Origin of the sequence: Spirillospora sp. NPDC046719, from assembly GCF_040645715.1 — a bacterium.
Taxonomy (GTDB): Bacteria; Actinomycetota; Actinomycetes; order Streptosporangiales; family Streptosporangiaceae; genus Spirillospora.
Genome location: NZ_JBEYYT010000219.1, coordinates 2625 through 15541 on the forward strand (window position 1 = coordinate 2625; position 12917 = coordinate 15541).

Here is a 12917-nt window from a genome sequence, read left to right on the forward strand (position 1 = left end):
AGCTGGTTATTATCGGGTGGCTGATCCGTAAGGACGAACTGGCGGGCTCCGCCCCGCTGGGGGTCGGGCGGGCGTTCGACCGGGGTCACTTCCGCCATTCCTTTTCCCGGCCGTCCAATGACCACGGCCGCGCGGGCGACCCGCCGACCGGGGCGTTCCGCTCAGGCGTCCGGGGAGTCGGAGACGCCCGCCATCACCGCCAGGCGGAACCTGGCCTCGTCCTCGGTACCGGGAGCCGCGGTGAGGACGACGATCTTGCGTTCCGCGTCGCCGTCGCTCAGGACGTCGCAGTCCACCGCGATCGGCCCGGCCGCCGGGTGCTGGACGATCTTGTGGTCCTCCCGGTGCGCGCCGACCGCGCCGGACGCCCACAGCTCGGCGAAGCGCGGGCTGCTCGCCGCGAGGTCCCGGATCAGGCCCGCCAGGCGCGCGCTGTCCGGGAACCGTCCGGTGGCGCGGCGCAGGTCGGACACGACGGAAGCCTCGACCTCCGGCCGGCTGAGCGAGGTCACCGGCCAGTGCGACAGGCAGGGGGCGGCCCCGCGGGCCGGGAAGGTGTCGCGCGCGAAGTTGCGCAGTGCCGACGGCGTCGAGGACGGGTCGCCCAGCAGCGCCGCCCAGTAGCGGTTCCACCAGATCAGCTGCCAGTCCGCGGCGAACACGGCGGCCGCGGAGCCGCCGAGCCGGGTCAGCATGCGGTGCAGGCCGGGCGGGATGCGGTCCGAGATCTCGCCGCCGGCCGGAGGGGCGAGCCCGGCCAGCCGGTAGAGATGGTCCCGCTCGGCGTCGGTGAGTTGCAGGGCGCGTGCTAGCGCGGCGGTCACCTGCGCCGACGGCGTCGCATGGCGCCCCTGCTCCAGGCGGACCACGTAATCGACCGAGATCCCCGCGAGTTCGGCGAGATCCTCCCGGCGCAGTCCCGGGACCCGGCGCCTGCGGCCGCCGGGCAGTCCCGCCGCGTCCGGCGCGACACGGCCGCGCCAGGTGCGCAGCATCGGGCCGAGTTTCGCGACGTCAGCGGTCATGAAACCGATTGTCGCACCCGGTGCCGCCGCGAAGGTGGTAACGGTTTTCCTACCGAATTCCTCTCTCTGGCCGCCGCCCCGGCGACCCGCGAGCCTCGTGGTCATGACCTTGACGTTCTCCCACGACCACGTGGGCATCACCGTTACGCCGGAGGACCTCGACGCCACCATCGCGTGGTACTCGCGCAACCTCGGGTTCGCCGTCAACGAGCGGTTCGAGGCCCACGGCACGACGTTCGTCTTCCTCACCGCAGGCGACGTCAAGATCGAGCTCCTCGCGGGCGCCTCGGACCGGGGCGCGGCACCGGCCGACGACATCCTCACGAGCATGCGCACGTCGCGCCTGCATCACCTCTGCCTGGCCGTGGCGGATCTCGATGCGGCACTGTCCCGGCTGCTCGAACTCGATGTGCCGCTGATCGGCGGCCCCATGGAGATAGCGGCGACCGGTCAGCGCATCGCCTTCGTCACCGACAACGTCGGCACTATCATCGAGCTCAGCGACCCCGGAACATGGATCTCCGGCCGTAAGTCGACTCAGCCGGACAGGTGTTCGTGAGCGTGCCGTTCGACCAGGATGGGGACGAAATCGCGGATGGGCCGCCCGTCGAAGTGGTGATGGACGGCCTCGACCGTCCGGGTGATCTCCTGCGGGCTGTAGTGATCACCGTAGGTCTTCAGCAGGCGCGTCGTGACCTGCTCCATGGCGGTCCTCTCGTAGACCTCGGTGTCCATCGTTCCGGCTCCCTTCCGTGGGGGTCAGGTCGATCTCCCCAGGAAATTCGTAACCGCTCATGTGCGCCCCATGCGCACGCCAAGATCTGTTTACCGAGAGTTCACCGAGGACCGCCCATGACGTCGATGAACTCGATGCCCTGGGAGGCGAGGCGGGACGAGAGACCGGAAAGGGTCTTGTCTTCGGGGGCCACGTTCGCGTTGGTCACCACCCTGACATAGCGACCTTGCTCGATCGCTCCGACCGCCTGCCGCAGGACGGTCCGCTCCTCGGCGGAACCGGCTCCGGCCAGTGCGGCCTTGAGCTCCCGGAGGACGGCCGCCTTGTTCTTCTCGAAGTTGGTGGTCAGAGCGCTCACCGAGCTCACGTTGCCGGCACGGGTGAGGGCCTTGTTGTCGACGAAGAACACCTTCTGGCCTTTCATCGTGACCATGTCGATCCCTCCCTGGTTCGTGCCGCGGATATCCGGCTTGTACGACAGGATCGTGTGGCCCTCGGCCGCAAGCCATTCCGTCGCCGCTCGCTCACCGAAGTTGCCTCGGGCCAGGCGGGGAGCGGGCGCGCCCTCCGCCGGCGACACCCCACCGGCGCTCGGCACCGCTGTTACATCGTCCGCGGCCACGCCGGTGACCTCGTCATGGGGAGGCCGTACGGACGTTCCCGGCGCGGGCTCGGACGCGCGCTTCGGAGCGGACGTGTGCCCAGCCGCCTGCTCCGGGGCGGGACTCTTGGCGGGAGCGGCCGGCGTGGGTCGTGCGGACCCTGCGGAAACGGCCTTGGGCGCGGTCACCTTGCGGTGGACGCCCAGGTGGACGGCGCTGGAGAGAGCGGCCATGAACAGGCCGGCCGGGTCGGTGAGATGGAGGATCATGTCGTCGGCGAAGCCCTGCCAGCTGAACCGGCCCCGCCACCGGGCCAGGACCTGGTCGACGGTGACGGCGAACGCCTGGGACAGCTCGTGCGTGGCGAGGCCGGCGGCCAGCGCCCCGACGGCCTGGCGGGCGAGCGTCCGCGCGGCCGGATCGCCCGCCAAGCGGGCGAAGAGCGCGCTGGTGAGGCGGCCGCCGAGCCGGACCAGGACGATCTGGACGGCGGTGTCCAGCGCGATCGAGGTCCAGTCGACCGTGTCGCCCTGCGCCGCGGCGACGGCGCCCTTGCCGATGTTGGCGGCGATCGGCGCGCCGACCGAGACCGCGGTCAGCGTCTCGCCCAGCGTCAGGCCGCCGATGCCGGTGCCGAGGACCTCGGGGGCGAGGCCGAGCGCGGCGCCTCCGGACGCGACGGTGGCGAGCACGCCCAGGGTGATGAAGGCGACCTGCTCGGTGATCTCCAGGGTGGTCAGCAGGCGCTCGCCGCCCTGAAGGGTCTGCTCGATGTAGCGGCCGACCAGCGCGGAGATCCGTGCGGACGCGGCGTCGGCGTCGGCGAGGTGCCGGGCGGCCTCGGTGAAGGAGCCGCTGCCGAGGGCCTGCCGGGCGGCGGCCTCGCTCCGCGCCAGGGCCGCCTTCAGGGCCGGCAGGTCGGGACCGGGGTCGTGGTAGCCGGACTGGGTGAGGGACGCCCACGCCTTGATGGCGCCGGAGCTGATCGGCATCTGCTCGTCGAGGCGCGCGTGCGCCTCGTAGCGGGTGAGGGCGAGGTCCGCCCGCCGGGCGCCGCGCTCCAGCCCGTCGGCCAGCGCCGACCGCGCCGCCGCGCGGAGCCGTTCGGCCCGGTCCCGGGTGAGCGAGAGGGACGTCCCCCGGTAGGTGGTGCGCAGCGTCCCGTCGGACGCGGGGGCCAGCCCGTCCACGGCCTCCATCACCGCCGTGAGCGTGGCGCGGGCGTCCGCCGCGGGCGGGGACGGCCGCGCCTCCCGGCCGGCGGGCGCGGGGACCGGCGGTGCGGGTACGACCGCCTTCTCCACGGCGTGCTCGCCCATCGCGGTCAGGGAACCGTCAGGACGTCGCCGGACGGCCCGGCGTCGCCGTTCAGCGGGCCGCCGTCGTCGCCGGCGGCGGACTCGGCGATCAGCTCGTCCAGGATCTGGATGGCGCCGCTGATGCGCAGCAGCGTCTCGCGGAGGGCGGTCTCCTGGGTCACGAGGTCGCGCAGCCGCCGTTCTCCGGTGGCGAGGTCCTGGCGGAGTTCGGCGAGGCGGGCTTCGAGGCGGTCGGGCATGGTCACTCCGGTCTCGGTGAGGCGATGCGCAGGTGGGCGGGCTGCCCGTGCAGTTCCGGGTGCAGGTAGCGGCCGCGTTCGTGCTCGGGCTTGTCGTGTTCGGTCCTGATCCGGTGTTCCTGCGCCCACCTGTCCTGGCGGACGCCGGTGACCTGCCAGCAGACGGTCACGCGCGGGCGGCCGGTGCGGATCGTCAGGGTGCCGCCGGTGATCTCGCCGGCGACCTCGGTCGGGACGCCGGCCGGGGTCAGCTGGAAGCGGTGGTCGCGGTTGAGCGCGGCGAAGTAGGACGGCAGCGCGACCTCGGCGCGGCCGTCGTCGCCGGTGACGGCGGTGCCGCAGTACACGTTCAGCATCTCCGGCGACTCGACGAAGGAGTGCGCGAGGTAGCGGTCGCCGGGGTCGAGCGGGTGGTCGATCCGGAACCCGCCGCCCGCCTTCAGCAGGCTGCCGTACACCTCCAGGTTGTTGTAGGTCCGGACGATGGAGCCGCCGCTCTGGATGAGCAGGACGCCGCCGCCCTGGTCCCAGATCCGTGACCCCCACAGCGTGAGGACGGCGGGGCCCCACGGGTTCCCGAACTGGCCGCCGAAGACCAGTTCCCCCGAGTCGACGTTCATCTGCAGGCCCCAGCCGTGCCCGGTGCCGTACATGCCCAGCATCTGGTCGCCGGCCATCCCGACGAAGCCCCGGTCGCCCCCGTTGTTCTGGTGGAACCAGATGCCCGCGGTGTCGCTGCCGCCCTGGCGGACCCGCATCCGGGCCGCGACGTCCAGGGCGCCGCCGTCCCCGGGGGCGCCGACGGACAGCCGGTCGTACCCCGACCAGAGCCGGGCGTACCCGTCGGCGGCGTACCAGACCCACCGCTCGCCCCGCTCGGGGTTCTCGATGAAGCGGGACACCGACCGGTCGGCGAAGGACATGCCGCCCGCGGTGCCGCCACTGTGGATCTCCGAGCCCTCCACGTGCAGGATCCGCTGCAGCCCGGTCGCGCCGATGCCGACCTGTCCGGCGGGGTCCACGATGAGGCGGTCGGCGTTCGCGGCGCAGTCGGTCAGCCGGAACCCGCCGCCGTCGTCCACCGCCAGCTCGTGCTCCCTCGCGCCGGTCGGGGACGGCAGCCGCAGCCCGGTGCCGGTCAGCCGCAGCAGTGGGCGCGCCCCGTCCGTGCCCGGCAGCAGGGTCAGTCGGACGCCGCCCGCGTCCGCCTCCATCAGCGCGGTCTCCCGCTGCCCGACCTCCCCGGTCATCGCCGCGACGGCCACGGCGGCGGACGTCGGCTCCTGGAGCGACAGCCGGGCGGCGACCCGCCGCGGTCCGGGGTCGAGCCCGGTGACCTGGCCCTGGGCGTCCAGGGTCACCGCCGCGAGCACCACCTGCCGCCCGTCGTCGACGAAGCCCAGGGCCGGGACGAGGCGCAGCCACGGCGCGTGCAGCAGGACGGGCGCGCTGGTCAGGGTGCCCTGCCCGATCACCTCCCGCCACGTGAGGGTGAGCAGGCACGCGCCGGTCGCGCCGGCCGTCACGGCGGCCACCCCGCCGGCCGGGACCACGACGGTCGGGACGTCCCTCATCTGGTCGGGCGGGACGGTGGGGTCGACGATCACCGTGCCGCCCTCCACCACCGCGACGACCCGGCCGGAGGAGTCGATCGCGCTGCCCGGCAGGACCGTCGGCGCCGACCCGGCCGCCACGCGGACGGTCAGCCCGGCCGCGACGCCCCAGGAGTGCAGCGCCGCGGTCCGGATCCGGTCCAGGGGGAGCAGGTACTCCTCCATGTCGACGACGGACTCGCTGTGCCCGGTCGCCCCCGACCGGACGATGGTGGGCCTGCCGGGATCCCAGTACTCGATGCGCATGATGGCGCCCTCGCCCATGGAAGCGTCCTCCTAGATAGAGGTGATGAGGTCCCACAGGGTGTGGGCGGGTCTCTCCTCGTCGACGATCGCGCTGACGTTGTCGACGATGTTGCCGAGCGCCCGCCGGCGGGCGTCCTCGTCGGCGGGCACCCGGTCCGCGGCGAAGTGCAGGACGACGTTGAACCGGAACGGCCTGACCCGCGACCAGTACGGCGCCAGGCCGCCCCCCGGCGGCTGGCCCGGGTCGCAGACCACCAGGCGGTCGCCCGCGGCGGCGAGACCGGACGGGTAGACGAACTGCGCGGGCGGGGTGACGCGGACGGCCCTGTCCCCGGTGATCAGGAAGACGCCGGCGTCCTCGGCGACAGGGCAGATGAAGGGGGTGACGTCGGACGGCACGAGCGGTTTCAGGCCGACGTCCACGACGTACAACCGGCCGTCCCGCCCCCTGGCCAGGCCGGTCGGCGCGACCAGCGGCCCGGCGGGCAGGGGCGTCACCGTCCAGGACGCGCCGGAGCGCACCACCCTCAGCAGCGCGCCCGGGTACTGCTCCGGTCCGGTGGGCCCCTGCGGCCCGCCGTCCCCGACCAGGACGGTGCCGTCGCGGTCCACCATCAGCGACAGCGGTTCCCGCGCGGACGGGAGCGCGTTGCGGGTCACCGTCAGCGGGTCGGGCCGGACGGTGAGGATCTTCGGCGGGTTCGGCGCGTCCGGGCCGTCGCCGGCGTCCAGCACCAGCAGGTCGCCGGAGGCCGGGTCCACCGCCATCGCCCTCGGCCGGAAGGCCGTGCCGGTCGAGGCGAGGGCGGTGACCAGGGTCGCGGCGCGGTCCTGGAACGGCGCGGGCACCGCGTACAGCCGGCCGGGCTCGTCCAGGACGTACAGGGTCTCGGGGCGTCCGCCGCGTGCGGGACGCACCGCGACCGCCGCGACCCGCGTGAACGGCGTGTCCGGCACGAGCGGCAGCGGCCGGGGCGGCGTGCCGCCCATGTCGTGGCGGCCGGACGGGTCGAGCCGCCACACGCGGGCCGGCGCCGTGACCGGTACGCCGCTCGGCAGGCCGCGGTCGCCGACGAACAGGCTTCCGTCCGCGGCGACCGCGACGCACTCCGGCCTGATCAGCCCGAGCGCCGAGCCGCCCGAGCCGCCGGGCAGCGGCCCCAGGGTGACGAGCCCGGACACGGCCCCCGACGGCGCCACCGCGAGCAGGCGCCGGCCCACGTCCAGCGTGATCCGCGGCCGGATCGCGCCGACGGCGTACAGGTCCAGGTAGGCGTTCAGGGCGGACTGGCGGCCGCGGCCCCGGTAGACCGAGGCGATCCGGGAGATCACCCGGCGGCGCTGGTACTCGTCCCACAGGTCGGCGCCCTGCAGGGTCGGGAACTCCAGCGCCACCCAGGAGGCCAGCCACGGCAGGAAGCGCTCGGGGGTCGTCCACGGGTCGACGAGCCGGTCCAGCGCGGCGATCTCCTCGGCGAGCGCGTCGTGCGCGGGGACGCCGTCGGGCAGCCCGCCGAGGGTCTTCTCGAAGATCCGCAGCAGGTCGCCGAGCGGGGCGCCGGCGAGGACGGGCGGCAGGTACCGCGAGTAGCCGCTCATACCTGCGCGTTCACCGTCGTGATCGTCTGGGTGGCGGACGCGCAGACCAGCTCGTAGTCGGCCACGCGGACCGACGCCCCGTCGGGGGACAGCGGGAACGGCCGGGCGGGCGGCGTGTAGGCGGGGGCGTCGGGCCGCACCAGCAGCTTCGAGAGGTAGCCGAGGTCCTGTGCCGGGGCGATCGCCTGGAACAGGTCGGAGGCGAACACCGGCTGCCCGACCTGCCAGCCGGTGCCGTCCGGACCGCCGCGGGTGGGGTGCAGGAACCGCCGGATCCGGGCGAGGGTGTCCGCGACGACCCGGGCCGGGTCCGCTCCGGCGCTGGTCGCCCGCTGCCACAGCGTCACCTCCACCGTCACGATCACCGGCAGGTACCGCGGCCCGGACACCGCCAGCTGCGCGGTCAGCTCCCTGCGCGGTTCCAGATGCGCGACGACCTCGTCGACGTCGCTCGTGGACGGCACGGGCCGCGCCACCGACGCGCCCTGGTCCGGCACGATGAGGAGGTTCACGGTGCCGGGCGCGCGGACGATCCCGCCGTGGTCGTACGGCGTGCCGTCGTCCGGGTGCAGCCGGGGCGGCAGGCAGCGCACCACGATAGGGCCGAACGCCTCGCGCACCAGGAACTCGTAGTCGTCGGCCGTCACCGCCCGGTCCCGGATCTTCAGCTCCTGCGGGGCCCTGGCCAGGGTGTCCTCGACGGGTTCCTCGTCCACGCCGTCCCGTCCCGGCCCGAGGTTGGTGACGGCCGAGACGCCGGCCGGGACCGACCCGGCGGGCGTGGTGCCGAGCACCGTCACCTGGTTCGGCGCGACGTTCCCGGCCTGCCCGGCGGTGACGTACCGGTAGCGCACCGCGCGGATCTGACTGCCGGCCGGAGGGATGGAGCCGTGCCCGCTCTGCCCGGAGACGGTGTGCGGGTCGTAGGAGCCGAACCCGATCTCGCCGGTCACGGGGTCGGCGCGGTAGACGGTGCCGGGCCCGGGCGGCAGGTCGTCGGCGAGCGTCCAGTCCTGCCAGACCGGCGGGCTGCCGGTCCCGACCTGGATCGCGAGGTCGCCGTAGGGAGCCTCGAACGAGGGCCGCCGGGCCAGGGGCCGCTGTGCCAGCGCGAACACCTGCATGGGGGTGCCGGTGCTGGTGCCGAGCATCTCCGGGATCCGCACCGTGAGGGCGGTCCGGGCGGGCGCCGCGTTGAACAGCAGCCGCTCCAGTCCGATGGTGACCGGGCCGCCGCCGCTGGCGATCCGCAGCCCGATCCAGAACAGCGCGTCGGTGACCGCGCCAGCCGGGGTGCGCGGCGGGACCGTCTCCCACGGGTGGCCGCTCGCGGGGCCGGTCGGCTGCTGCGCGGTCCAGGCGGCCGGCGGCGTGACCCGGAAGGCCCCGTCGTGGGTGAACGCGTCGGTCCCGTCGCTCGCTCCGGGCGCGGCCGGCCAGCTCAGCGGGTCGGCGTCGCCCGAGGAGCAGACGCAGGTCACGGTGAGGCCGGGCGGCGCGCCGCTGTACAGGCGCACCGCCGGTGCGAGCTCCTCTGCCGTTGCGCGGTCGAAGCCCAGGCACAGCTGGACGGTGCCGCCGCCCGGCACCTGGATCGCGGTCTGCGCGCCGAGCGCGGACGTGACGTCGTCGTACGCGCCTCCCGACACCAGCACCGCGGCCTTCAGCGTGGTCGGCAGCACTCGGACGTCGGAGTCGGTCTCGAAGACGACCGGCTGGTCGCCGCCCGTCTGCGCCTGCGTGCCCGCCGGGACGACGACCGGGCCGGCGCCCGCGGAGAAGGTGAGGTCCGTGCGCGCCGGGACCGCGGGCCTGCGGGTGATCCCGAGCAGGTCGAGGAACGCCACGTAGTTCTTGTCGGGGACCCGGTTCAGCCGGTAGATCATGCCCTCGGCCAGCCACGCGAACAGCTCGATCAGCGTGATGCCGAGGTCGCTCGGGTTGTGGTCGGTCCACTGCGGCGCGTAGACGGGGATCAGCGCGCGCATCTGGTCGACCAGGTCCTGCCAGGTCCGGTCGTCCAGGTTCGGGGGGACGATCCGGCCCCGCCGCGACTCGAACGTCATCGCCCACCTTCCAGGGAGAACGGGTAGACGAGGTTGTGCACCTCGTTGGTGGCGCGCAGCCGGTACCGCACGTCGATGAGCAGCCGGGCGCCGTCCTGGGCGACGGTCACGTCCAGGACGTCGATGCGGGGCTCCCACCGGGTCAGCGCGTCGGTGACGTTGTGCCGGGCCAGGTCGGCGGTGGCGCCGTTGTTCGGCGCGAACGCCAGGCTGCGCAGGTCGGCGCCGAAGTCGGGGCGCATCGCCCGCTCGCCATGCCGGGTGCCGAGGATGATCCGGATCGACTCGGCGACCTTGGCGGCGCCGGCGGACTCGGCGACGCCTCCGGCGGACAGCCGCAGGGGGAAGGCGAGGCCGCGCCCGTGGACCTGCTCGGTCACGGCGCCCCCAGCGTGGTCTGCGCGGACGTCACCGTCAGCTTCCCGTCCACGGCGCCGATGTGGCCACCGGTGGTGCCGGACAGGGAGGCGAGCAGGACCGGCTTCCCGCCGGCGAACAGCTTCACCGAGCGTCCGCCGGTGATCGCGAGGACCGTGCGGCAGGGCACGTCGCCCGACGACACCGGGAGGCACTGCTCGTCGAACGCGGTCACGCCCGCTTCCAGCAGCACCGGTTCGCCGGCCACCGCGAGCTTGGCGGCGCTCACCGGCCGGACGTGCCCGGCGGGGGTGTGCCCGCAGGTGATGGTGGAACCCGTCGTCAGCACGTTCATGTCACGTTCACCTGCGACTCCGTCATCGTGATGGTGGTCCGCCCGCCGTGCGCGGCCAGGACGATGTCGCCCGCCGCACTGATCGTGATGGCCCCGGTGACGGCGTCCAGCTCGATGGAGCCGCCCCTGGCGTCGGCGACGCGGAGCCTCCCCGCGCCGGCCGTGTCGTCGAAGGTGATCGTGTGGCCCGCCCTGCTCCTGATCACCCGCTGGCTGTTGGTGCCGTCGAGGTTGGTGGAGGGCGGCCCGTGCACCGCGCTCCACAGGCCGCCGACGACGTACGGCTTGGACAGGTCGCCGTTCTCGAACGCCACGAGGACCTGGTCGCCCGGCTCGGGCAGCGCGTAGAAGCCCATGCCCTTCCCGCCCATCGGCGTGGCGCACGGCGCCCAGCCGCTGGTGAAGGCGTCCGAGAGCCCGGGGAAGGACACCCGGACCCGGCCCGTCGGGATCTTCGGCGGGATCGCCCGCAGCTCGTCGTTGTCCTGCACCTCGCCGACCACCACGCCGTGGAAGCGCGCCGCCTCGTTCGGCGACGGCTCCTCCACCAGCTTCTTGCGCAGCAGCCCGAGCAGGCTGGAGTGCCCGCGCGGGGAGATGGAGAACTCGGTGGTCAGGCCGCCGCCGTCCAGCCGGTGGGTGACCTTGCGGACCCGGTAGGTCCCCGAGAAGCGCCGCCCGACGCCCTCGATGCGCAGGTGGTCGCCCGCCCTGAGGTCGGGGAGGCCCGCGCACGACCCGGTACCCTCGTACAGCCCGTCCAGCAGGTCCGCCAGTACGGACCGGGCGAGCAGCATCGCGTCCAGCGGGTTCTCGACGGTCTGCTGCCGGACGCCCCTGCGGGCCAGCGAGGCCAGCAGGTCCAGGGCCGCGCCGCCGAGCCGCTCCACCAGGTCGTCCAGGTCGAGCTCCCCGGCCAGCACGGTCGCGGAGACGGCCTGCGCCAGCTCCTGGTCGTAGCCGCGGATCACCTGGAGTCCGGCCGTCGCGGCGGCGGAGATGCGCGGGTAGAAGGAGGAGAGGTTCCTGCCCCACTCCAGTGTGTGCGCGGGCGGCCCGGGACGGGGGAACCGGAAGTGCAGCCGGTCCCACTCCACATAGACGTCGAAGAAGTACCGCGCCGCCCGCGACTTCAGGAACGCGAAGTCGCTCTCGGTCTGGATGAGCTTCTCGTGGAGTCCCGGCGTCGGGTCGACGACGGGGATGAGGCCGTTCTCGGCGGCCAGCCGCGCCGCGATGACGCCATCGTTGGCGAGGGCGTACTCGGTCGGCTCCGGCTGGGCGCGCCGCATCCGGTACGACTTGTCGTAGCCCGACACCCGGACCGTCGGCGGGCCGTCGGCCGGGAAGGACGGCTCGATGGCGGCGATCTCGCCGAGGAACGCCGGGACGAGGTCGCCGCCGTAGCCCAGGTGGATCTCGACGGTGCGGCCGGGGTCGAGCAGCGCCGAGTCGAGCAGGGCGTTGCCCGCGTTGCGCAGCGTGACCGCGAAGGACCCGGCGAGGTCGAGGTCGGTCTCCACGACCACGCCGAGCACCTGGGACGCCAGGTCCGCCGACAGCGCCACCCCGGAGATCCGCACCTCGCACCGCGGCGCCGTCATCCGCGCCCCCCGGGGATGACGAGCCGGGTGCCGGGCGGCACGTCCAGCGGATCCTTGATGTCGTTGGCGTCGGCGATCCGCCGCCACCGGCCGGGGTCGCCGAGATAGGCGGCGGCGATCGAGCCGAGCGTCTCGCCGACCGCCGTGACATGGACGGCGTCGCCGCCACCGCTCCCGCCCTCGGCCCCGCTTCCGATCGGCGTCCGCGGGCTCGGCGGGCCGAGGACGAGCCCTTCCGCGATGCGCGGCGCCCCCGCTTCGGCGTACTCCTGGAAGCGCACCGACAGGGTGGAGCGCACCGGGGTGCCGTCCCGCAGGAACAGCGTGTAGCGCTGCCCGGCCTCCAGTAGCACGCACCGGAACCGCACCCGGCCGAGCGAGAAAAGCAGTACCGGCGGCGCCATCGTCCGCCGGTCGCGGTCCAGCAGCGCGACGATCGGGCCGGTGTGGGCGCGGACGTCCTCGCCGGACTCGTAGGTGTCGAAGAACAGCTCCATCGACAGGGTGCGCGCCTTGCCCCGGATGTACTGCAGCGGCGGGGCGTCCAGGCCGGGGACCGGGATCTCGGCGTAGGCGTTGCCCTGCTCGACCTTCAGCTCTTCAGGGTTGTACATCACCGGGTACGCGGCCCCCGTCCCGGTGTCGACGATCGTCGCCTTGGCCAGCTCGTGGCCCGTCGGCTTCGGTACCGGACGTCCCGGTCCCGGCAGCGCCATCTCAGCCTCCCCGCTCGAACTCGGCCCGCACCTGCCGCATCAGGTCCGCGACGACCTCGCGGCGCAGCCGCTCCACGTCCACCGGGGCCGGCGGCGCGGCGGTGTCCCTGTCGATCGCGGCCGCGAGCGGGGCCGGTGGCGGCCCACCCGCCGTCTCGGCCGGGGGAGGGCCGGCACCTCCGGGCGAGGGGGCCGGCGCGTGCGCCGCCGGGACGGGCGCGAGTCCCGCCTCCGCAGGCCAGGCCACCGGACGGCCGGACGCGACGACGCCGGGCCACGCCTCCGGCACCGGGAGGCTCAGGCGGGCCGCCGATTCCACGGCCAGCGCGTGGGCTTCGGCGGCGTGCCCGGCCTCCGCACCCGGACGGCCCCCGCCGCCTAGGCCCGGGAAGCGGGTCTGCGTGACGTGCGCCGCCTCGTGGGCCCGGGAGCCGACGTCC

At 74.2% G+C, this 12917-nt stretch carries 12 protein-coding genes and 1 pseudogene; 1 reads left to right on the plus strand and 12 read right to left on the minus strand.

What is annotated here, in order from left to right; genetic code table 11:
• Positions 1-161: 161 nt before the first annotated feature.
• Positions 162-1025: a helix-turn-helix transcriptional regulator gene (locus ABZ914_RS30585; protein WP_500197435.1), complete on the minus strand. Its 864-nt coding sequence runs from the start codon at positions 1023-1025 to the stop codon at positions 162-164.
• A 103-nt stretch (positions 1026-1128) separates the two neighbouring features.
• On the opposite strand from ABZ914_RS30585, the gene ABZ914_RS30590 reads away from it, so the two are divergent.
• Positions 1129-1584: a VOC family protein gene (locus ABZ914_RS30590; protein ID WP_500197437.1), complete on the plus strand. Its 456-nt coding sequence runs from the start codon at positions 1129-1131 to the stop codon at positions 1582-1584.
• Here ABZ914_RS30590 and ABZ914_RS30595 read toward each other — a convergent pair.
• From ABZ914_RS30595 to ABZ914_RS30645, 11 genes and pseudogenes are all read right to left on the minus strand, one after another.
• Positions 1563-1760: a three-helix bundle dimerization domain-containing protein gene (locus ABZ914_RS30595; RefSeq protein WP_387020366.1), complete on the minus strand. Its 198-nt coding sequence runs from the start codon at positions 1758-1760 to the stop codon at positions 1563-1565. The genes ABZ914_RS30590 and ABZ914_RS30595 overlap by 22 nt on opposite strands.
• A gap of 101 nt (positions 1761-1861) precedes the next feature.
• On the minus strand, positions 1862-3682 hold the full coding sequence (locus tag ABZ914_RS30600; RefSeq protein WP_500197439.1) for a hypothetical protein: 1821 nt from the start codon (positions 3680-3682) through the stop codon (positions 1862-1864).
• 5 nt (positions 3683-3687) lie between these two features.
• Positions 3688-3921, minus strand: coding sequence for a hypothetical protein (locus tag ABZ914_RS30605; RefSeq protein ID WP_500197440.1), 234 nt, complete (start codon positions 3919-3921; stop codon positions 3688-3690).
• Positions 3922-3923: 2 nt separating this feature from the next.
• Positions 3924-5798: a hypothetical protein gene (locus ABZ914_RS30610; protein ID WP_500197441.1), complete on the minus strand. Its 1875-nt coding sequence runs from the start codon at positions 5796-5798 to the stop codon at positions 3924-3926.
• Positions 5799-5810: 12 nt separating this feature from the next.
• Positions 5811-7379, minus strand: coding sequence for a phage tail protein (locus tag ABZ914_RS30615; protein WP_500197443.1), 1569 nt, complete (start codon positions 7377-7379; stop codon positions 5811-5813).
• Positions 7376-9445, minus strand: a complete 2070-nt coding sequence (locus ABZ914_RS30620; RefSeq protein ID WP_500197444.1) for a baseplate J/gp47 family protein — start codon at positions 9443-9445, stop codon at positions 7376-7378. The genes ABZ914_RS30615 and ABZ914_RS30620 overlap by 4 nt, the downstream gene beginning before the upstream one ends.
• The gene (locus ABZ914_RS30625) at positions 9442-9825 is read right to left on the minus strand and encodes a GPW/gp25 family protein (protein ID WP_500197445.1); all 384 of its coding nucleotides are present in this window, start codon (positions 9823-9825) and stop codon (positions 9442-9444) included. The genes ABZ914_RS30620 and ABZ914_RS30625 overlap by 4 nt, the downstream gene beginning before the upstream one ends.
• Positions 9822-10157 carry a hypothetical protein gene (locus ABZ914_RS30630; RefSeq protein ID WP_500197447.1) on the minus strand — a complete coding sequence of 112 codons (336 nt, stop codon included), beginning with the start codon at positions 10155-10157 and terminating at the stop codon, positions 9822-9824. The genes ABZ914_RS30625 and ABZ914_RS30630 overlap by 4 nt, the downstream gene beginning before the upstream one ends.
• Positions 10154-11761 carry a phage baseplate assembly protein V gene (locus ABZ914_RS30635; protein ID WP_500197448.1) on the minus strand — a complete coding sequence of 536 codons (1608 nt, stop codon included), beginning with the start codon at positions 11759-11761 and terminating at the stop codon, positions 10154-10156. Before ABZ914_RS30635 ends, ABZ914_RS30630 begins: the two co-directional genes overlap by 4 nt.
• Positions 11758-12477 (minus strand): CIS tube protein, encoded by a 720-nt coding sequence (locus tag ABZ914_RS30640; protein WP_500197450.1) that lies wholly within the window; start codon positions 12475-12477, stop codon positions 11758-11760. Before ABZ914_RS30640 ends, ABZ914_RS30635 begins: the two co-directional genes overlap by 4 nt.
• Before the next feature lies 1 nt (position 12478).
• A pseudogene (locus tag ABZ914_RS30645) lies at positions 12479-12917 on the minus strand (hypothetical protein); the annotation flags it as partial.